Source organism: Aestuariibaculum scopimerae (assembly GCF_059428085.1).
Window position 1 is genome coordinate 1,190,988 of sequence record NZ_CM182089.1, and the last position, 21,399, is coordinate 1,212,386.

Genomic DNA, 21,399 nt, shown 5'->3' on the forward strand with positions numbered 1-21,399 from the left:
AACTACCCCCTAAACAAAAAGAAGTCATCTTTCATATCTTCAATCTGGGTATCTTCGTTGGTAATAATATAATCAATGGCCTGAGAGGTAAAGACATCCCCTTTTTCAGTTAGCGATACAATACGGTTATGTATTTCAATCATATTGTTTTTAAGTGCTAAGTCCAAAACCGTTTTACTGCGTACTTTTTGCCAATTAATGTGTTCGTTAAGGTGGTTTACATGACGTTCTTCTACTTCGGTATGATTCTTTAAATGCAATAAAAAGGTAAGTAAAGACACCTCTGTACGCTGTTGTTTTTCTCTATATAAAACAGCTATAATCCCTTTACTGGGCGCAAATAAATAAACCACCAAAAACAAAACCCCTAACATGGTAGTAATAGAGCCCGCAATGGAAGCGTCTAACCCATGTGCTAACCAATACCCAGAAATAGCACCAAAAACACCAAAGGCAATAGCATATGCCAGCATGCGTTTTAAATTGGTTGTTAATAGATAGGCCGTTGCCGCAGGAGCAATCATTAAAGCTACTACTAAAATAGCACCTACAGCATCAAAAGCACCTACGGTTGTTATGGAAGAAACCGTCATTAAACCATAATGTATAACGATGGGAGAAAATCCCAAGGATGCTGCCAAACCTGTATCAAAAGTACTAACCTTTAGTTCTTTAAAAAAGGCAATTAATAAGCCTATTGTAATTATTAATATACTACCAATAATCCATAAAGATTTTGGCCCAACATCAATACCCGAAATGATGAGTCGATCAAAAGGGGCAAACGCCAGTTCTCCTAACAAGACCGCATCGACATCTAAATGAACGTCGTTGGCATTTTTTGCAATTAAAATAACGCCTATACTAAAAAGTGTTGGGAACACTAAGCCTATGGCGGTATCTTCTTTTACTAAACCAGTGCGCTGGATATATTCTACCAAAACAACGGTAATAATTCCTGTAAACGCCGCCAATAATATCAACAAAGGCGAATTCAAATCTTGGGTTATAAAAAACCCTATAACGATACCTGGTAAAATAGAATGGCTTATGGCATCACTAATCATGGCCATTTTCCTTAGTACCAAAAAGGTTCCTGGAATGGCACAGGCAATAGCCACAATACTGGCAATAAGCTGTATTTCTATCTGTGCATTACTCATTACTTGACGTTTGTTGATTATACAAATTCAAAGCTTTGTTAAATCCTTCTTTGGTTAAAGACCACTTATTGCCTTTTAACTTTACATAGTTTTTATGCTCTAATTTACGCAACGTAGAACGGGTATAGCCTTGAAAATTATTTAAGATCTTTATAGCATGTGGGTGTGAGATATCTTTATGGTTTTTTGCAATATGATGCATAAAGGCCAAGGTTTTATTAAGTTGCAAATCGCGACGGTTCTTTATAAACCGGATTTGTTTAAAGAGCAACCCTCTACTAGGTGAAAAAACAAAAGAGCACAGTACAAACACACCTGCAATTATAACAATGACTGGACCTGTTGATAAGTTGTTTTGACTTGCACTAATAGCTGTTCCCAAAACTCCAGAAAAGGCTCCAAACAGGGCCGCAAGAAATACCATTACACTCAAACTGTTGGTCCATTGCCTTGCTGCTGCTGCGGGAGCCAGTAACATGGCACTCATAAGCACCACACCAACCGTTTGCAATCCTAAAACAATAGCCAAAACAATAAAAATGGTTATCAATACATCTATAAACTTTGTGTTAAAACCTAAGGTTTTGGTATAATCGGCATCAAACAGTAAGATTTTAAACTCTTTCCAAAAAAGCAACAACACAACCAAACAAAAACCTGTAACAATACTCATTAACCAAACGTCGCTTTCCACTAAGGTTGCTGCTTGCCCAAATAAATACTTATCCAAACCAGCTTGGTTGGCATTGGGCTGTTTTTGTATAAAGGTTAAAAGCAGCATGCCAAATCCGAAGAAAAGCGATAAAATAAGTCCTAGAGCTGTATCCGATTTTAAATGGGTTTTACTAATAATCCCACGAATCCAAAAGGTTCCAACCAAGCCACTTATTAAGGCCCCTAACAATAAAACATTACTATCCTTGGCACCAGATACCAAAAATGCTATAGCAATGCCCGGCAAGGCTGCATGCGAAATGGCATCTCCCAAAAGACTTTGTTTTCGTAAAACAGCAAAACTACCAAGCATACCGCATACCGCACCCAGTACAGCTGTACCCAGTGTAATGGTTCTAAGGGTATAATCGGAAGCAACAAGTTTTATGTATTCCAGTAAGTCTATAACTTTTAACTTTTAGTTGTTAGTTTTTCACTCTTGTATGCTCACTTTATAATTGATGCCATACGTCTTAGTCAAGTTATCATCATTAAAAATATCTTTTACGGGACCCGTGGCAATCTTTTTCACATTTAAAAACGTAACCCAATCAAAATACTCTGGAACGGTTTGCAAATCATGGTGCACTACGACAACCGTTTTATTGGCTTTTCGCAATTCCTTCAAAATGTTGATAATCGCAATTTCGGTAGTGGCATCTACACCTTGGAAAGGCTCATCCATAAAATAAATAGATGCATTTTGAACTAGGGCTCTTGCCAAAAATATACGTTGTTGTTGGCCGCCAGACAACTGACTGATTTGCCTATTTTTAAAAGACAACATCCCAACTTTTTCTAAAGCTTCCAAAGCTGCTTTCTTTTCTTTCTGGCCAGGGCGTTTTATCCATCCCAAACTACCATAAGTACCCATCATAACAACATCTAAAGCCGTTGTTGGAAAATCCCAATCCACACTCCCCTTTTGTGGCACATAGGCAACCAATGAACGCTGTTTTTCATACGATTTACCATAAATGCGCACACTCCCCGCTATGGGTTTTAAAATCCCTAAGATGGCCTTTATAAGTGTAGATTTTCCAGCACCATTTGGGCCTACAATAGCCATAAGCACACCTTCTGGGATTTCCAAATCAATATCCCACAGCACTGGCTTGTAGTTGTAAGCTACAGTTAAATCGTCTACCTTAACTGCTATATCATTCATTCTTTTCTTTTTTAGATGTTAGACCGCTTCGCTGTTAGAAAAGAGAGGGTTTTATCTCTGTTCTCTTTTCTCGTCTCTCTATTCTAATTAATTATTTCAAAGCATTCACAATGGTATTTACATTGTATTTAAACATCCCAATATAAGTGCCTTCAACCGTCCCGGCATTACCTAATGCATCAGAGTATAAGGTTCCTCCAATGGTAACATTATGTCCTTTTGAGTTAACAGCCGCCTGCAAAGCTTCAATAGTCCGTTTTGGCACCGAGCTCTCCACAAAAATAGCTTTTACCTGTTTTTCTATGATAAAGTTAGCTAAATTTTGCACATCCTGAACACCAGCTTCAGTTGCTGTAGAAAGCCCTTGTAGCCCTACCACTTCAAAACCATACGATTTTCCAAAATAGTTAAAGGCATCATGTGCTGTTACTAGAACCCTTTTATCTTTAGGCAGAGTTTCTATAATGGCTTTTACCTCTATTTCTAAGGCATTTAATTTTTCTAAGTATTCCGCTCCATTAGCTTCAAATGCATGTTTATGCTTGGGTGTCGCTTCTGAAAGTACTTTTACAACATGCTTGGTAATGGTTTTCCAATAATCGATATTAAACCAAACGTGCGGATCGTAATTTCCTTGAAAATACTCTGAACCAATGAGTGTCTTTGGGTCTAAAGCATCTGAAAGTGCAATGGTTTTAATATTTTGATGTTCCATTTTTTCAAACACTTCCACCAATTTACCCTCTAAATGCAGACCTCCATAAAATATAATATCTGCATTGGCTAATTTTGATACATCGCCTTCACTGGCTTTATATAAATGCGGATCTACACCACTACCCATAAGGCCCTGTATATTAATCAGGTCGCCACCAATGTTGTTCAACAAATCGGTTATCATCGATGTGGTGGTCACAATGTTTAATTTTTCATTTCCCTTTTTTTCATTCTTACAGCTTAATGTTAGGGTAACTAGTATTAGTAGTAAATATTTTTTCATGATAATAATCTATTTTTTTGTTGGTAATCTAAAGCTTATGCCTGTGCTTAGTAAAATGTCTTGTCCTTCAGTAATACTTGTCCCTACAGTGGCATCCAATTGCACACTATCTGAAAGCAGGTATGTTAATCCTGCATCCCAATAATGATTGGCTTTGTTGTTTTCGGGCATGTCGCCGTATAATTCAGCATAAACACCAAAGGCATCTGTAATACTCAATCCGTAAGCAATGGTATACACATAGGACGTTTCGGGGTTATCATCCCCCCAAGCAGCTCCTAGGTTGTAAGACAAACTAGAGGTTTCGCTTAAGGTGTGGGCAAAGGCAAATCTAAAATCTGCTCCCGTTGTTTCAGGTTTATAATCGGTACCTGCTGAGAATGGCAAATATAGATGTCCAAGCAAACCAATTTCAGGAAAAGGACCTTGTTCTTTTGCAATACTTGTTTTAACACCCAACAATAGGGGGTTAAACCCACTGGCCACATTATCCAATTTAGTGTTGTTTACTTTTGTGATACCTTCAACAAAATCAAAACCAATCCTAAGTTCTAAGTTTTGCAATAAACCTAATCGTATTAATGTTGTATTATAGGTATAGGTTTCGGTTTTAATGGCATTGTTTTCATAGCTTTCATAAAAAGCACCTGTTTCAACTTGCATAAAACCTTTTGGTATTAAGCTAGGAGATTCTGTAGCATCTGGCCTATCGGTTATTAAGGTACCAATAGGTGCCTTACTTTCTTGCGAGAATCCTAAAAATGTTATACAAAGTGTTACTAGTAACAGTACGAGTTTAGTTAGTTTCATTGACGTAAATAATTGAAGAAAAATCTTGGTTTAATAAAATTGTGTTATTGTTTATTGAAATTTGGGTCATTTTGTTATTACTGAATTGCTTGGAAACCAATAAGGTATTGCCATATTTTAGACCATGTTGCGAACAGAAATCAAAAAATTCTTTGTCATCGCTCATTAAACGTGATATAATATATGCTTTCCCTTCGGTAGTTTGTGCTAAGGGTATGGAAGTGTCTTCCGTTGTAATTTCTCCATCGGCATTGGGAATGGGGTCGCCATGCGGGTCAAACTTGGGGTTCCCTAAATACTCACTTATTTTATTAGCTAGAAAATCAGATGTTTGATGTTCTAACAATTCCGACTCACGGTGGATTTCATGTAAGGACATATCAAACATTTTAAAGAGCAAAGACTCCCAAAGACGATGTTTACGCACCACATTCAATGCCATTTTGTTGCCTTTATCGGTAAGTTTTAATTCTTGGTACTTCTCATAATGCAACAAGTCTTTTGATGCTAGTTTTTTAGCCATATCGGTAGCAGCAGCATTAGATATACCTAGCTTTTTAGCAATATTACCTGGCTTGGTGTCGTGATTGTCCTGTTTGTTGTTTTTGTAAATGGCTTTTACAAAATTCTCAATAGCTGTTGACATTTCTTGTTGCTTTATTTAATATTTAAGTAAGCTTAAATATTTTTCAAATGTAACTAAAATATTGAATCAAACAAATAAAATGCTAGATTTTTAAGAGAATTAAAAAAAGAAATATTTTAATGGCAGCCGCAGTCGTTACTACCACACGCTTTTTTTGACTTAGGCTTTTTTAGGAAGAATTTTTTAACCAAAAACACAAGTGCTACGGCAAGCGCTGTAAAAACCAATATGTTTTGAATAATTGTGTTCATGTTTATTTTGTCGGTATACAACAACACACCTGTCGTTTATAATAAACTTATTTTAAAAGTTGAAATGCAATTAGCGCTACAATGTATGCAAAACCACTCATAATAACCAATTGCAATATGGGCCATTTCCAACTATTGGTTTCGCGCTTTACAATAGCCAAAGTACTCATACACTGCATAGCAAAGGCATAAAATAACAGCAAGGAAATACCCGAAGCAAACGTAAAAAGTGGGCCACCTAAAATAGGATTAATTTCTGCCGCCATTCTGTTTTTAATAGTCGCCTCGTCATCATTCCCCACGCTGTAAATAGTTGCCAATGTTCCCACAAACACTTCTCGTGCTGCAAAGCTGCTTACAATGGCTATCCCAATTTTCCAATCGTAACCCAACGGTCTTATAACAGGTTCTATGGCGCGGCCTGTTAATCCAATAAACGAATTTTCTAATTTAAAGGCTGCTATTTCTTGCTGTAGCATGTCTTCACTTAAATCTTTTGAAGCAGATTGCGCTGTAACAATTTTTTCAGCGTTGCTGAAATTTTCACCTGGGCCATAAGATGCCAATACCCAAAGTAAAATGGAAATGGCCAATATAATTTTACCGGCACCAAATACAAACGATTTTGTTTTTTCAATAACCGTCAAGGCAACATTTTTAAACAAAGGCAATTTGTAGTTAGGCATTTCTACCACAAAAAACGTTCTACTCTTTATTTTTAAAACTTTATTTAAAATATATGCCGAAACAACTGCAGCTCCAAACCCAATAAGATACAGAAACATGAGTGTTAATGCTTGGTATCCAAGTCCAAAAAAGCGGCCTTCTGGAATTACCAAGGCAATAATAATTAGGTACACAGGTAATCTAGCCGAACATGTTGTGAACGGCGTTACTAAAATGGTAATTAAACGCTCTTTCCAACTCTCAATATTTCTTGTGGCCATAATAGCAGGAATGGCACAGGCCGTTCCAGAAATAAGAGGCACAACACTCTTACCGCTTAATCCAAAACGTCGCATAATGCGGTCCATTAAAAACACAACGCGGCTCATATAACCACTTTCTTCCAATACCGAAATAAATAGGAATAAAAACGCTATTTGTGGAATAAAAATAACAATGCCACCAAGACCGGGAATTATACCTTCGGCCAACAAATTGGTGAAAGTGCCATTGGGCAATTGATTTTTTGTCCACTCACTAAGTAAAGCAAAAGCATTATCAATAAAATCCATGGGAACACTGGACCAATCGTAAATTGCTTGAAAAATAGTCAACAAAATGACAAAGAAAATAAGGTAGCCCCAAATTTTGTGGGTTAAAATCCTATCTAATTTTGTTCTTAAATCTTTTGCTTGCGAAACATCTATAGTTTGCCCCTCTTTTAAAACGCTGTTTATAAATTGATAGCGCTTAATCGTTTCCTTTTGCTGCAACCTTTTAAGATCGGCTTTACTTTTGGTTTTAAAGTTGGCAACCGCATCAATTACATTCCTATCGGTTTTACCAAAATTAACATCTTGGGTAATTACAAGCCACAGCTTATAAAGTAACTGGTTTGGAAATGCCGACCTTAAATTATCGAAGTATTCCTTATCAATTTCAGATGCATTTAAGCATGGCTCAACAGAAAGGTCCTTATAATTGGAAATTAAATGCTTTATATGGTCTATCCCCTCTTTCTTTCGGGTACTTACCAATGCTATTTTGGTTTGAAGATGTTTTTCTAAATACTCAATATCCAAAGAAATCCCTTTATAGCGCATTCTATCTGCCATGTTTATAACAAGCAGTGTGGGTATTTCTAAATCTTTAATTTGAGTAAAAAGCAACAGGTTCCGTTTTAAGTTTTCCACGTCACTTACAACAACAGCTATGTCTGGAAAATCCTTGTCGTTCCTGTTTAAAAGCAATTCTATCACCACATTTTCATCAAGTGACGAGGCATTTAAACTATAGGTGCCTGGTAAATCTATAATGTGTGCCTTAACACCTCTTGGTAATTTACAAATGCCTTCCTTTTTCTCAACAGTAATGCCCGGGTAATTACCCACTTTTTGGTTTAACCCAGTAAGCGCATTAAACACTGAGGTTTTTCCTGTATTCGGATTTCCTATTAAGGCCACATTAATCTGCTTACTCATACTACTTTTTCAATTAAAATATGAATAGCAGTTTCTTTTCTTATTGCTAAATGGGTACCGTTAATATTTAAATACATTGGATCCTGAAACGGTGCTAACTGAACAAGCTCCACAAAATTACCGGGCAAACAGCCCATTTCCAAAAGTTTAAGGGGTATATGAATAGACGAAACATCTTTAATGATGCCCCGTTCACCTCGCTTTAATTGTGCTAAAGTATCTTGCAAGCTTATTTAGATTGATTTTAAAGAAACAAAAGTACAGTAAAAATTTTGTAACCAAAAACTATTGCAGATATTCTTCTTTCAAGGTTTTAATATCTTCCAGTAAGCGTGCTATATCCTCTTGGTTGGTACCATCGTAAAACCCCCTAATTTGTCTTTTTTTATCAATAAGCATAAAGTTTTCGGTGTGTATCATATCAAAAGGACCGCCATCCCCTTGGTCCTTTACAGCCAAATAACTTTTGCGTGCCAATTCATAAATTTGCCTTTTATCGCCCGTTACCAAATTCCATTTAGCATCAACAACTCCTTTTTCAATAGCATAGCGTTTAAGTTGGGCAACCGTATCAATTTCTGGGGTTACAGAATGGGAAAGCAGCATTACATCATCGTCATTTAAGATGACTTTTTGAATATCAACCATGTGCTTGGTCATAATTGGACAAATACTCTGGCAGGTAGTAAAAAAGAAGTCTGCTACATAAATTTTATCCTTGTAATCGTTTTGGGTAATGGTTTTTCCATTTTGGTTGGTAAGTTCAAAGTCTGCTATTTTATGGTACTTTTTTTTGTACTGAATGGTACTGTCCACCAATTCGGTACTCACCATAGTGGGTTGGTAAATAGGCAATGGCTGGTAAACATTTAACGTATTGTAAATTATACCTATAATTATAATAGATATCACAGCAAAAACAACAGCAAAAGTTTTATATGCTTTAAAAAACGATAGCATGGCAATATAAATTTAATACATGCAAAAATACATGTAAAATTAAAGACGTGAAATTTTACAGACACTTAAATTCCTGTTAAAAAGGCAGGCATACCGTATTTGTTTTTTTAAAGTTGGTTTAAAAGCTTACTTTTGTGCGATTATAAAATACGACAGCACGCAATATGGAGTTTGTTATTAAAATATCTCAATTTTTATTGAGCCTTTCCTTACTTATTATTTTACATGAGTTAGGGCATTTTATTCCCGCTAAAGCATTTAAAACCCGGGTAGAAAAATTTTACTTGTTTTTTGATGTTAAGTTTTCTCTGTTTAAAAAGAAAATAGGGGAAACCGTTTACGGTATTGGTTGGTTGCCTCTAGGAGGATACGTGAAAATATCGGGCATGATTGACGAGAGTATGGATACCGAACAAATGGCCCAAGAACCTCAACCCTGGGAGTTCCGCTCTAAACCGGCATGGCAACGTTTAATTATCATGCTTGGGGGTGTAACCGTTAACTTTCTATTAGCCATCCTTATATATATAGGTATGAGTTATTTTTATGGCGATCTGTTTTTACCTAATGAAAATATTAAGGACGGACTTTTAATTGAAAGCACAGTTGCTAATAAAGCAGGCCTGTTAACGGGCGATAAAATCTTAGCTGTTGATGGTGAAAAAATTGAAAAGTTCTCCGAAATATCCGAAAAAGTGTTATTTGGTAAAAACATAACCATTGAAAGGGACGGTACACAATCTACAGTAACATTACCCGAGGATTTTTTATCACAACTTATCGATTCCAAAGAAAAATCATTTATAGATTTAAGGATGCCCTTCGCTATTGTGGAAGTGCCAGACACTTCTTATAACAAATCAAGCGGTATAAAAGCAGGCGATATTATTATAGGGTTAAACGATTATAGCACTAAATATATAGACCAAGTAAAACAGGGGTTGGAAAAATTTAAAGGCCAAGAAGTAACCGCCAAAGTATTAAGGGACAATGCCCAAGTTACCATACCTTTAAGTATTACCCAAGATGGTAAACTTGGTTTAGTATATGCGCCAAGCTCTACACCAGAAACCTTGGAAGCTTTAGGCTATTATGAATTCGAGACCAAAAAGTATGGCTTTTTTGAGTCCTTCCCAGTAGGCTTACATATGGCCAAAGAAAAAATGGTGTCCTATTGGAAACAACTAGGGGCTATTTTTACACCAAGTACAGGTGCCTATAAAGGTGTTGGTGGGTTTAAAGCCATTTATGATATTTTTCCAAACTTTTGGAACTGGCAAAACTTTTGGAGCATTACAGCCTTTTTATCTATTATGTTAGGGGCACTTAACCTATTGCCCATACCAGCGTTGGATGGCGGCCATGTGATGTTTTTGCTCTATGAAATGATATCTGGCAGAAAGCCTGGTGACAAGTTTATGGAGTATGCACAAATGGTTGGGTTCTTTATATTAATAGCCTTAGTGTTATTTGCAAATGGTAATGATATTTTTAAAGCTATTTTTGATTGATTTACCAGTATTTAATTTTTAGAAAAATAAAATTAAAAGTCGTTTTGCAGTAATTAAAAATATATATATATTTGCGCTCGCTTAGGCGAAAACAAACATTCCTCCTTAGCTCAGTTGGTTAGAGCATTTGACTGTTAATCAAAGGGTCCTTGGTTCGAGCCCAAGAGGGGGAGCAAAACAAAAGCACTTATCGAAAAGGTAGGTGCTTTTTTTGTGGCTTGAAATTAAAAAAATCACTTCCGTGTTTTCTCAAGTAATTCAGGTAGAACACACCATATAATGTTTTGTTAAACCATTGGATATTTTTGCCTTGTTTGATATTTTTACAAAAAAATCCTATTGAAAATGATAAAACTATATTTTACGCTAGTAATAACTGCGATATTCACATTAAGTTGTAATGCCACAAAAAGCACCACCAGTAAATCTTCAACCTCCGGAATGAATGCCTCTCAAGGCGATTTACCACCCAATGTGCCCTCTAATAAATATTCCAGACAGCGAAGTAGGTAATTACAATATATCATTAAATATAAAAACCCCACCTAATCATACAGGTGGTTTTTTTATACAATAGATTTACTTGGGCCTCCTGTTTTAAAATTGAATGGGGATATGTTTTGTAAAAACAAATAAAAACTTAGATTTACCAAGCAATAAAAACAAACGGCTCCATAGTTCAAGGGATAGAACAAAAGTTTCCTAAACTTTAGATCCAGGTTCGAATCCTGGTGGAGTCACTTTTAATGGTTAATATGTTTGCCCCTTTCTTCATGATAAATGGTAAAATTTTGCTATATTATAAGAAACGTAAAAACAATTTAAAATGGCAAAATTTGAAATTTATAAAGATAATTCCGGGGAATTTAGATTCCGGTTAAAAGCAGGAAACGGACAAAATATTTTAGCCAGCGAGGGCTATGTAGCAAAGTCAGGGTGTACCAATGGTATTGAGTCTGTTAGAAACAATGCTCCCGACGACTCCAAATACGAACGCCTAATCTCCAAAGGTGGTAGCCCGTATTTTAACCTAAAGGCAGGCAACAACCAAATTATAGGCACCAGCCAAATGTACGCTTCTACCAGTGCTATGGAAAATGGGATTGCATCGGTTAAGACCAATGCGCCTTTGGCGGAGGTTGAGGATTTGAGTTAAAACACATTAGTTTATTAAACTTAAAAACGGTAAAAAATTCCTGCTAGGCACTCAAAAAGAACAGGAATTAAAGTATTTTATACACCCCTTAAAACCTTTTCCATCTTCCGCCCTTTAGCCAATTCATCAACCAACTTATCAAGATACCTTACTTTTTGAGTTAAGGGGTTATTAATATCTTCTATACGATAACCACAAATAGTACCCGTTATCAAATGCGCATTTGGGTTTAGCGTGGCTTGCTTAAAAAAGGTTTCGAAGGTTACTTTTTCCTCTATCAAGGCTTTAATCTTAGTGTCATCAAAACCAGTTAGCCAATTTATAACCTGATGTAGTTCTTCTTTTGTCCGGCCTTTGCGTTCCACTTTATTTACGTAATGGGGATATACAGAAGCAAAGGTCATGTTTGCCATACGTTCGTTATGTTCCGGTGTTGTTTTCATTTGCGCTTGTGTATGCAACTAAGGTATTAAAATTATATAAACCAAAAAACACCCAAGGAATCCGTCCTCAGGTATTTTTCAAATTAAAAACTTTAATAGTTAGCAATAAATTTTAAAAATAAGTTACATCACGTAACTACGTACTTCGTCACTATAATTTCTGGTAGGGTTGCTCCCAATCGCTACCACACGAAGGGTATATTGTTTACCCACTTCCAAATCATCTATAGTTAGATAAGACTTGGTAGATGTTTTAATCTGCCAAGCGGCATCGACATCTTCCGTCTTTTTATATTCAAAGCGATAAGCTTTAGCACCGTCAATTTTTTCGGTTCTTAAATTGAGCCGCCCAGAGCCACCACTAGTAACTTTAAGAAAACCCGGCTTAGGCAGTTCTCCTTTTTTACTGCCCTGTCCGGCAAGAGGAAACCCGGAGCTCAATGCCTTGGTTTCATCGCCTTTAACCGTTAAATTAACATAGATAGCCAGTTCGCTTAATAATTCTTCTAGGATTTCACGTTTATCATTTTTATCAGAAATGTCTTCGTGATTTCCATTAGCCGAGGTCTCTAAGGCTGTCCGGTACGCATCTAAAGCAGCTTGCACATCGGCAAGTTCTGGTGATGGCGTAGCAAAGTAAGCATTGTCTGTCATGGCTAAAAGAACAGCACCCGCTAACTGGTCCACCTTATCATCACGGTATTTTGTAAAATTTGTTATGACTTTTGTTTTTTTCATAAGTATATCATAATGTTATATAAGGTTACACATGTTTTATTGGTTTATCTCATTAAAGTTTTGAATTTTCTATAGAAAAAGATATTTAAGTTACATGAGTGTATAACGCTTATGCCGTTTAGTAAGTCTCCAAAACGGTTTTTCCGACCTCCGAAGCCCTATTACCATCTTCCGAAGCGTCATTTCCAACCTCCAAAGGCTTATTTCCGTTTTCCAAAACCATGTTTCCATCTTCCGAAACGGCATTTCGTGTCTCCGAAGCCATATTTCGTGTTTCCAAAAGCATTTTTCCAACCTCCGAAGCATCATTTCCAACTTCCGAAGCCGTATTTCTGTTTTCCGAAACCATTTTTCTAACCTCCGAAAGTTTAAAAGAGGTTTCCTTTTGGGTTGAATGAGAAGACTTTTAAATAAAAAATAATCCATAACACACGTTAAATTTGGTAACGCAAATGTGTTATGTATTTTTGACTTTTACACCCAGGGTATCACCACCCTGGAACAAGTTTTAACAAACTTTTATGAATTTTGACGTGGCTTGTAGCTTAGTTATCTTGTTCCCTTTTCTTTTTAATGTGCGTATTCAAACTGTCGTCACACTCTTTAAATATTTTTGCCTCGCCATCGGCAGATTGGTAAATATCTCTAAAGGTGCGGGACGGATTTTAAACCAATGCTTTGCGATTTTTTGTTATCTTTAGGATGCTAACCGTATTAACCCGTAAAAGATGTTCGATTCTTATAAACATTTTTTAGAAGCTCCCGGATATCATAAAATTATAGGGGACGATTATTTGATTGTTGAGTTTAAATGTCCTTACCGGTTTACTTTGCCTTGATGTTTGTTATTGGCTTTTTCTTTACCAAGGCTATGGGGGCCGCATACAATAAAACGGCATAGGTGGCATTTACTGCTGCTAGAAACAATTTTGAATTGGCCATTGTCGTGGCCATTGTGGTTTTTGGACTTAATTTGGGGTAAGCCTTTGCAGGCATTGTTATTGTCCCTTTGGTTGAAATACCCGCATTAATTTTATTGGTAAGGATGTCTTTTTGGTTAAAGAAAAAATACTATGCCTAAGTACTAAGAAAATATTTTAGATAAAAATATTATTAGCTATTGTGTATTCAGAAATTATTATGTAATTTGTACACACATTCCTAACAATTATTTTTTAGCATTCATATAAATTAATCTATCAGGCTTTCTGGTATATATGTTATAAGCTATAAATAATTCAGCCAAAATACAAACAATTAAGGTACCCGAAATAGCACTTCCAAAGGGTGGCGGCGCTATAAAAGGTATTGGTGAAACCTTTCAACCCGATGCTTTTAAAGGGACGGCCAGTTATCAAATAGACTTGCCCATACCCACTGCGCGGGGCATGCAACCCCATGTGGCGCTAAACTATAATTCAGGTAGTGGTAACGGTGCGTTTGGTATAGGTTTTTCTTTAGCGCTGTCTAAGTTTTCCCTACGCACCGAAAAAGGCATTCCCAAATACGACGGCACCGATGTTTTTCTGTTTAATGATGAAGAACTGGTTTTTAAAACCAAAAAACCCGACATTACAGGATGGCATGTCTATGAGTATGTGCCCCGGGTACAAGCCGCTTTCAATCTTATTGAACATTACGTAAGCACCGATAAACAGGCATCGTACTGGAAGGTGGTAACACCCGAAAAAGAAACCTCCTTTTTTGGAAAACAGGACGGGACACGCATTTACAATCTGGTAAACCCATCCCAAATATTTGAATGGCTCATAGAATCGACTACAGATGCCAAAGGCAACCAAATTCTTTTTAACTATAAAGCAGAGAACAACCATAACATTCCCCAGGTGCCTTGGGAACAGGGGCGCTCCTATAACAATAAATACCCGCAAAGCATACAGTACGGCAATTATACCGATGCCAACCATAGCACAAAGTATGCCTACGAACTGGTGTTCGATTATGGCGAGTACGCCCTTACAAACTTAAACAAAGGGGGTACAGACCCCCACCAACACGTTAATAAATGGGCTTACAGACCCGATGCCTTTTCATCTTATAAAAGTGGCTTTGAGATACGCACCTGCCGTTTGTGCCATAACATCCTAGTGTTCCATAATTTTGAAACCGAACTGGGAGCCATAGCCCTGGTAAAGCGGGTAAGCCTAAATTATAACCAGCAATACCATTATAATACAACTTCCATATCTGGACTGTCCCGTATTAAGGAAACTGTTTTTAGTGGCTATAAAAGGTTGGGAAAACAGGCCAAAGACCCCTACAGCAGCCAAGAGCTACCAGCAACCACCTTTGCGTTTTCTGATTTTAAGCCCCCAGAAGCGCCCTTGTTTAAACAGCTTAAGATAGCCGATAATGCTATTGCAGGGCCCTTGAGCAATAAGGGGTTTTTACCTGTCGATTTTAATGCGGAAGGTATTGACGGCCTGCTATACCAAAACGAACAAACACTTTTATACGCTGCCCCACAAGGCAGTGGCACATACGAAGCCTTGCAGGAGATAAAAAGCTTTCCTGTAGACCACGACTTGAAAAGCACCAGCATTTCCCTGGAAGATATAAATGGCAATGGTACTATAGACCTGGTAACAAAAACAGTTCCTAGAACGGGATATTATGAAAGGCAACAGGATGGCTCGTGGGCAAACTATGTGCCATTTAAACACTATCCCACCGATTTGGAAAACACGGCATACGAAAGTGTGGGGCTGAGCAACAATGGGAAAACAGATGCTGTACTTGTGGAATCTAATAATATAAAGGTATATCCCTCTGAAGGGAAATTGGGATATGCCCAGGCCTTGAACAAAAACAAACAACCCGATTTTCCTGCCATGAAACAAGGCTATCCAGAGGAGTATGTGGGGTTTCAAGACCTTATGGGCGATGGCCTGCAGCACCGGGTAAGGGTGGTTAATGGCAGTATAACCTGTTGGCCAGACTTGGGCTATGGCAGTTTTGATAAAAAAGTCGTTTTAGGCAATGCCCCCAATTTTGGAGAAACCCTAGATAGTTCCCGACTGTTCTTTGCAGATATTGACGGATCTGGCACCAAGGACATTATATATGTGTACAACGATTATGTGGCGCTTTTTTTAAACCACAGTGGCAATACTTTTTCCAATGCCATAAAGGTTTACCTCCCCGAGCCCTACAGCAATACCGACCAGATTACCTTTTTGGACGTTTTGGGAAATGGCACCAACTGCTTAGTGTTTTCTAAAATGACCCCAAACCCCAAACACTATTATTATGATTTTGTAGGTGAAACGATTATTGACGGGACAACCCAAAATAGTATGAAACCCTATTTGCTCCAGGAAATTGATAATAATATGGGAGCCGTAACGCAAATAGCGTACTGCAGCTCGGTAAAATTTTATCTGGAGGATAAGGCCCTGGGCAACCCATGGGTTACCAAATTGCCATTTCCTATACAAGTGGTGGAAAAAGTAGTGCATCTAGACAAGGTTTCTGAAACCCGGTTTACCAAAACCTTTAAATTTCATGATGGATTCTACGACCATGTAGAACGAAACTTTCAGGGCTTTGGATTTGTTGAATCCTGGGATACAGAAACCTATGAAACGCTTCTTGAACACACTAAAGCAGCCACAGTACCCAAAGAAAATTACGTGCCACCCGTTTATACCAAAACATGGCATAATACAGGAGCCATTTTTGATTACCCAGATATTTTAAAGACCTACAAACAGCAATTCTTTCAGGGCGATCATAAGGCCTATAATTTTCCCGATTCGATTATAGACCCTTTGGTTTTCCATCAAGATTCTGAAACGATAAGACAGGCCTATACCGCCCTGCAGGGCCATGTTATTAGAACAGAAGTCTATGCCGATGATAAGGCCTTAAACCCCTTAACGTATAAAAACCCCTATACTGTTACGCAATCCAATGTCGCTGTAAAATTGCTACAGGACAAGGGTGACAATCCCTTTGCAGTTTTTATGGTCATTCCCAGCGAGCAGATTACCTATTATTACGAACGGAATCCGGAAGATCCCAGGGTACAGCAACAATTTACAATGGAAGTTGACGCTTATGGTAACACTATACAGTCCTGTGCCATAAACCTCCCCAGAAGGCCTAAAACGGGTGTTGTGTACCCACAAAACCAAACCCAGATCAATGCCACCCTAGACTGGACATGCTATGTAAATCCGCCTAAAGATTATTTGCATTGCCATACCCCCTGCGACATACAAGAACTGGAACTATCGGGCCTAACACTGCCAGCGGGACACTATTTTACGTTTAAAGACCTAGTAACACTACTAAAGCCCATAGGGCTACCTCATAGAACTAATATTGTACCCTATGGAGTTAAATTTACCCAAGGTGTTCAAGCCAGACAGGTAACATGGCGTAAACATTTCTTTTGGGATCCTACCCTAACCAAAGCACTCCCCCTAAAAGCTATAGCGCCTTTGGGATTGCTACACCATGAAGAACATGCCGTGTTTACAAAGGCCATAAGTATGGATGCCTTTGAGAGCAGACTTATTGATGCACAAGCTTATACGGCCAAGGGGTATTTATCTAACACACTCTATACCCATGGCGGGTATTTTTACGACCCAACATCAAGCTATTGGTGGAACAAGGGCTTGGTACAATACTATGCCCCAAAGGATGCGTATTATTTACCATTGGTTATTGAAAACACATTTGCCACCGAAGGTTCTGCAAAACAAGATGATGCTTTAGATGTAAAAACCACTGTAGCTTATGATGATTACTGTTTGTTTCAGATTAGCATTACCAAAGTACTTACCAACAATACAGCATTAAAAACTACGGCCGAAATAGATTATGTAAGTGGCCTGCCCAAACAATTAACAGATATTAATAACAATAAAACCCAATTGCTGTTTGACCCACTGGGACATGTAATTGTTTCTACAAAATTTGGAACCGAACAAGGAAAGCCCATTGGGGGCATGACCCTATACCCCTCTGGAACAACCTCTGCGGAATACAAGTTACCGACCAACCCCTCTTTTAAGGATGTTATTAATACCCCTGAGACCTATTTACAGGGTGCCAGTACTTATTTTTATTACAATTTAAATGCTTGGCAAACAGACCAACAGCCCACTGCTTCCATTAGCCTAATACGAAACAACTATTGGAATTCCCCCGACAGGGACCAAACCCTTTATTGTAAAACAATAATTGTTTACAGCAATGGCCTGGGAAAAGAGATCGAGAAAAAAACCTATACCGATCCCGGTATGGCTTACCATAGAAACAAGCAAGGCCTTTTGAAAATGGGTGCGGACGATTGTCCACTTTTAGAACAGACCAACTCCCGATGGATCGTTTCTGGGAGAACCGTTTTTAATAATAAGGGCTTGCCTTTTGAACAGTATCTGCCCTATTTTATAAACACCCCCTTGTATGAAGACCAAAAAGATATTCAATGCCCACCACCAACGGTAACCCATTACGACCCCTTAGAACGTGTTATACGTATTGATACACCCAAAGGGTTCTTTTCTAAAGTTACGTTTACCCCCTGGGAAGAACAACATTATGATGAAGATGATACGGTTTTAGACTCGAGCTATTTTAAAGCGCATTACAACAAGTTACCAAAAAACGAAAACGATGCCCTTAAAAAAGCAATGGCTTTTTACAACACCCCAAAAACTAAGGTTTTGGATAGTAAAGGCAGTGTGTTTTGGGAGATTGAAAACAATTTGGGGAATGTTACGGCCAATGCATTTAAAAACATTAAAAAACCTTCGGGGGTTACCGACCAAGCTATTTGGACGGCCCTTTTAAATAAAGGCTACTTAGTAAAAGACAGCAAACATACTGGGTATACATGGCTTACCGAAAAGTTTAAACCCTATACCAAGGGCTTTACCTTACAAATTGGATCCGCTTTTAGCACCATTGTACAGGATATTATAGCGGTTTTGCTTCAAAATTGTCTAACGTCCTATTATGAAACCGATATCTTAGGGCGCAACACAGCATCTATAGACCCCAGGCTATACTACTTAAATATAAGCCAGGGGACTACCCATTACAACTTTAAGTACCAGTATGCCATGGGTACCAAAACACCTTTGGTAACAGATAGTATAGATGCCGGAACCGAAAAGCACCTCACCAATATATTCGATAAGCAGTTTTGGTCGTGGAGCGCCCGTAATTATTGTCAATTTATATATTACGACCGGTTACAGCGTAAAACCAAGCTAACGGTAAAAAAGATTACGACTAGTGGGGTTGTAAAGTCTTATCTGGATTTTAACCAAGTAGAAATATTTACTTATGGAGATTTAATCCCAAATGCCGAAGACGCTAATTTAATAGGGCAAATCCAAAAGGTTCAAGACCTGTCGGGAATTCTTACCAATAACAGCTATAGCATGCTTGGAAAGGTACAAAGTAGCTCTAGGCAAATGCTGGTTGATTATAAAACGCCTGTAGATTGGAACCCGCAATTACCAGTACCCCTACTTGAAAGCGACGTCTATGCCAATGCTATGTCCTACAATGCCGTTGGACTTATGCTTACCGAAACAACCCCAGATGGAACTGTTACTGCCAATACCTATAACCAAGCTGACCTGTTAACCGCTATTTCATTAACCTTTAAGGACCATACACAACAGCAAATTGTAAAGGCCATAGACTACGATGCCAATGGCTTACGAACACAAATTAAATATGGTAATGGTATTACCACCCGCCATACCTATGAAATAACCACGTTACGTTTAACAGCCATTAAAAGTACCCGACTTGCCAATAACAATCAATCGGACACAGTTCAAGATATAAGCTATTATTATGACCCCGTGGGGAATCTATGTGAAGTTATGGACTCGACCTACAAAACGGTGTTTAGCAATAACCAAGAGATAAAACCCCTATTGAATTATACTTATGATGCCCTATACCGACTTATTATAGCCTCAGGAAGACAGCACCAAGGTATTAACAAGACCACCTATGCCAATAATATAAAAGACGGTAGCTTTAAACAGAGCATTTATGGCCCCACCCCCTCGCTGAACGATCCCGACAAGTTGGAAAATTATATCATCTATTATACCTACGACAATTCGGGGAACCTTATAAAAAAATGCCATACTGCTAAAAAAATACCATCATGGACCCGAGACATGGCTGTAGAAGCCAATTCAAACCGGTTAAAGGGCTATACCTATGATGCCTCGGGAAATCAAAGAAACATTATTATAAACAGTCCGGTTGCCCTAGACTTTAACTGTTGTGAAAATTTGGTAAGAGCTGGGATTATTCAAAGACCTTCAGAACTGGATGATTGTGACTATTATTTATATGATTACAATGAACGCCGTACCAAAAAGGTGTCTGAGCGGATGGCCCATGGCGCATCGGTTTCGTTGGTAAGTGAAAAGACCTATTTAGGGAACTATGAGATAAAAAGGCAAAAAACAATAACCACTGGCCAAGAAACCCTAACACTTGAAATGCAAACATTGCGGGTAATGGACAATGCTAGCTGTGTTGCCGTTATACATTATACAGCCACCAATAAACAAGACCCCAGTAAGGATAACACGAGGCAATGTCGGTTCCAATTGGATAACAATTTAGGTTCGGTGTCTTTAGAAATGGATACCTCGGGCGCCCTGATTAGCTATGAGGAGTATTTCCCTTACGGCGGTACAGCCATTATTACTGGTAAGAGTCAAGTTGAAGTAAAACTAAAGGTATACCGCTATGTAGGTAAAGAGCGTGATGATAGTACTGGGTTGTATTATTATGGTGCCCGATACTATCTCCCGTGGCTTGGTCGCTGGTTAAAACCCGATCCTGCAGGAACGGTTGATGGGATGAACTTATACGCCTATGTAGGTGGCAACCCCATTACATTTACAGATGAAAACGGCCTTATAAAAAGACAACGTCTTTCAAGAACTGCAAAGCAAGAAACACAAGGCAGGCGCAATACCCCACGAGGTGATGATCCTGAAAGAATTAGAAAAGGAATAGAAGCAGATAAGGCCAGAGCACACAAGAAGGCCAGAAAAGTTAGGATAAACCGTAATGCGGCATACAGACGGGATACAAAATTTAATGCCGATGACTATAAAGACTATCCAAAAGGAAGTTATGGCTATGGACGATACTTATATCTTTCTGGGCAATTAAAGGCCTTAGGAGCCTTGAAAAAGGGATTGTTGGATTTTACGGGGGCCCCTGTAGAAATAGACCACTCCCCCCATGACGGGTCCCAACGCCGCGGGGAGAGAAAAATGGATGAAGCATCCTTGCACCGCCCAGCCGTACCCCTGCCCAGATTATGGCACAGAAGACATAAAACAACACGTGGAGGACCAAATTTTGATCAGGTTTTTTATGATGACCAAGTAGAGTTGGTACAAGACGACGACAATTATGCAGAGGCGCTTAAAAATCATTTATTAGAGACCTTAAGTGATAGAGCTATAGGAGGAACTGGCGAAGCCAAAATTAAAATGGTTTACACGCTTGCCTTAGAGGCAGTAGCTTATGTAGAAGGCAATGTACCTGTATCATTAACAAAACACCATAAAGCTGGCACACCTGTTATCTCGCTATTTGAAGCTGCAGATATTAGGCTCAAGTTAAAAGATCGATTTGATGAATTAGTTTAAAATATATCAAT

General features: G+C 38.2%; 16 protein-coding genes, 2 tRNA genes and 1 pseudogene. 7 read left to right on the forward strand and 12 right to left on the reverse strand.

Going from position 1 to position 21,399, the window contains the following annotated elements; translation table 11 throughout:
• Window positions 1-2: 2 nt before the first annotated feature.
• The 9 genes from AC5SR4_RS05320 to AC5SR4_RS05360 all read right to left on the reverse strand — a co-directional run bounded on the left by AC5SR4_RS05320 (window position 3) and on the right by AC5SR4_RS05360 (window position 8,859).
• A complete protein-coding gene (locus AC5SR4_RS05320) occupies window positions 3-1,163 on the reverse strand; it encodes a metal ABC transporter permease (protein WP_495358499.1) in 1,161 nt (386 codons plus the stop codon).
• Window positions 1,156-2,283 (reverse strand): metal ABC transporter permease, encoded by a 1,128-nt coding sequence (locus tag AC5SR4_RS05325; RefSeq protein ID WP_495359162.1) that lies wholly within the window; start codon window positions 2,281-2,283, stop codon window positions 1,156-1,158. Before AC5SR4_RS05325 ends, AC5SR4_RS05320 begins: the two co-directional genes overlap by 8 nt.
• 27 nt (window positions 2,284-2,310) lie before the next feature.
• Window positions 2,311-3,045, reverse strand: coding sequence for a metal ABC transporter ATP-binding protein (locus AC5SR4_RS05330; protein WP_495358500.1), 735 nt, complete (start codon window positions 3,043-3,045; stop codon window positions 2,311-2,313).
• A 91-nt stretch (window positions 3,046-3,136) separates the two neighbouring features.
• Entirely contained in the window at window positions 3,137-4,045 is a 909-nt protein-coding gene (locus AC5SR4_RS05335; protein WP_495358501.1) for a metal ABC transporter solute-binding protein, Zn/Mn family, read from the reverse strand.
• A 9-nt stretch (window positions 4,046-4,054) separates the two neighbouring features.
• Entirely contained in the window at window positions 4,055-4,855 is an 801-nt protein-coding gene (locus AC5SR4_RS05340) for a transporter (protein WP_495358502.1), read from the reverse strand.
• A complete protein-coding gene (locus AC5SR4_RS05345) occupies window positions 4,842-5,501 on the reverse strand; it encodes a metal-dependent transcriptional regulator (protein ID WP_495358503.1) in 660 nt (219 codons plus the stop codon). Before AC5SR4_RS05345 ends, AC5SR4_RS05340 begins: the two co-directional genes overlap by 14 nt.
• A gap of 298 nt (window positions 5,502-5,799) precedes the next feature.
• Complete coding sequence (gene feoB / locus AC5SR4_RS05350; protein WP_495358504.1) at window positions 5,800-7,899, reverse strand: ferrous iron transport protein B; 2,100 nt, start codon at window positions 7,897-7,899, stop codon at window positions 5,800-5,802.
• A complete protein-coding gene (locus tag AC5SR4_RS05355; RefSeq protein ID WP_495358505.1) occupies window positions 7,896-8,126 on the reverse strand; it encodes a FeoA family protein in 231 nt (76 codons plus the stop codon). The genes feoB and AC5SR4_RS05355 overlap by 4 nt, the downstream gene beginning before the upstream one ends.
• Window positions 8,127-8,184: 58 nt before the next feature.
• On the reverse strand, window positions 8,185-8,859 hold the full coding sequence (locus AC5SR4_RS05360) for an SCO family protein (RefSeq protein WP_495358506.1): 675 nt from the start codon (window positions 8,857-8,859) through the stop codon (window positions 8,185-8,187).
• Window positions 8,860-9,023: 164 nt separating this feature from the next.
• Here AC5SR4_RS05360 and rseP point away from each other — a divergent pair, with 164 nt between their 5' ends.
• From rseP to AC5SR4_RS05385, 5 genes are all read left to right on the forward strand, one after another.
• A complete protein-coding gene (gene rseP / locus AC5SR4_RS05365; protein WP_495358507.1) occupies window positions 9,024-10,370 on the forward strand; it encodes an RIP metalloprotease RseP in 1,347 nt (448 codons plus the stop codon).
• A gap of 99 nt (window positions 10,371-10,469) precedes the next feature.
• Window positions 10,470-10,543 (forward strand) — tRNA-Asn (locus AC5SR4_RS05370).
• A 172-nt stretch (window positions 10,544-10,715) separates the two neighbouring features.
• Window positions 10,716-10,883 carry a hypothetical protein gene (locus AC5SR4_RS05375; protein ID WP_495358508.1) on the forward strand — a complete coding sequence of 56 codons (168 nt, stop codon included), beginning with the start codon at window positions 10,716-10,718 and terminating at the stop codon, window positions 10,881-10,883.
• A 155-nt stretch (window positions 10,884-11,038) separates the two neighbouring features.
• Window positions 11,039-11,110, forward strand: a tRNA-Arg gene (locus AC5SR4_RS05380).
• Between the two features lie 86 nt (window positions 11,111-11,196).
• Complete coding sequence (locus tag AC5SR4_RS05385) at window positions 11,197-11,526, forward strand: YegP family protein (RefSeq protein WP_495358509.1); 330 nt, start codon at window positions 11,197-11,199, stop codon at window positions 11,524-11,526.
• 77 nt (window positions 11,527-11,603) lie between these two features.
• Here the strand turns inward: AC5SR4_RS05385 and AC5SR4_RS05390 are convergent, their stop codons facing one another.
• The 3 genes from AC5SR4_RS05390 to AC5SR4_RS05400 form a co-directional block, all read right to left on the reverse strand.
• A complete protein-coding gene (locus AC5SR4_RS05390; RefSeq protein ID WP_495358510.1) occupies window positions 11,604-11,969 on the reverse strand; it encodes a DUF2200 domain-containing protein in 366 nt (121 codons plus the stop codon).
• Between the two features lie 123 nt (window positions 11,970-12,092).
• On the reverse strand, window positions 12,093-12,656 hold the full coding sequence (locus AC5SR4_RS05395; RefSeq protein WP_495358511.1) for a fibronectin type III domain-containing protein: 564 nt from the start codon (window positions 12,654-12,656) through the stop codon (window positions 12,093-12,095).
• Between the two features lie 169 nt (window positions 12,657-12,825).
• Window positions 12,826-13,056, reverse strand: a complete 231-nt coding sequence (locus AC5SR4_RS05400) for a hypothetical protein (RefSeq protein WP_495358512.1) — start codon at window positions 13,054-13,056, stop codon at window positions 12,826-12,828.
• Between the two features lie 468 nt (window positions 13,057-13,524).
• On the opposite strand from AC5SR4_RS05400, the pseudogene AC5SR4_RS05405 reads away from it, so the two are divergent.
• Both AC5SR4_RS05405 and AC5SR4_RS05410 read left to right on the forward strand, forming a co-directional pair.
• A pseudogene (locus tag AC5SR4_RS05405) lies at window positions 13,525-13,788 on the forward strand (arsenic resistance protein); the annotation flags it as partial.
• Window positions 13,789-14,014: 226 nt separating this feature from the next.
• Entirely contained in the window at window positions 14,015-21,388 is a 7,374-nt protein-coding gene (locus AC5SR4_RS05410) for a SpvB/TcaC N-terminal domain-containing protein (protein WP_495359163.1), read from the forward strand.
• Window positions 21,389-21,399 lie beyond the last annotated feature (11 nt).

What these genes read in the sequence shown, in the direction of transcription:
- AC5SR4_RS05400 (WP_495358512.1), bottom strand. Translation starts at nt 13,056, where the DNA reads ATGGTTTCGGAAAACAGAAATACGGCTTCGGAAGTTGGAAATGATGCT.
- rseP (WP_495358507.1), top strand. Translation starts at nt 9,024, where the DNA reads ATGGAGTTTGTTATTAAAATATCTCAATTTTTATTGAGCCTTTCCTTA.
- AC5SR4_RS05340 (WP_495358502.1), bottom strand. Translation starts at nt 4,855, where the DNA reads ATGAAACTAACTAAACTCGTACTGTTACTAGTAACACTTTGTATAACA.
- AC5SR4_RS05390 (WP_495358510.1), bottom strand. Translation starts at nt 11,969, where the DNA reads ATGAAAACAACACCGGAACATAACGAACGTATGGCAAACATGACCTTT.
- AC5SR4_RS05345 (WP_495358503.1), bottom strand. Translation starts at nt 5,501, where the DNA reads ATGTCAACAGCTATTGAGAATTTTGTAAAAGCCATTTACAAAAACAAC.
- feoB (WP_495358504.1), bottom strand. Translation starts at nt 7,899, where the DNA reads ATGAGTAAGCAGATTAATGTGGCCTTAATAGGAAATCCGAATACAGGA.
- AC5SR4_RS05335 (WP_495358501.1), bottom strand. Translation starts at nt 4,045, where the DNA reads ATGAAAAAATATTTACTACTAATACTAGTTACCCTAACATTAAGCTGT.
- AC5SR4_RS05330 (WP_495358500.1), bottom strand. Translation starts at nt 3,045, where the DNA reads ATGAATGATATAGCAGTTAAGGTAGACGATTTAACTGTAGCTTACAAC.
- AC5SR4_RS05360 (WP_495358506.1), bottom strand. Translation starts at nt 8,859, where the DNA reads ATGCTATCGTTTTTTAAAGCATATAAAACTTTTGCTGTTGTTTTTGCT.
- AC5SR4_RS05320 (WP_495358499.1), bottom strand. Translation starts at nt 1,163, where the DNA reads ATGAGTAATGCACAGATAGAAATACAGCTTATTGCCAGTATTGTGGCT.
- AC5SR4_RS05375 (WP_495358508.1), top strand. Translation starts at nt 10,716, where the DNA reads ATGATAAAACTATATTTTACGCTAGTAATAACTGCGATATTCACATTA.
- AC5SR4_RS05385 (WP_495358509.1), top strand. Translation starts at nt 11,197, where the DNA reads ATGGCAAAATTTGAAATTTATAAAGATAATTCCGGGGAATTTAGATTC.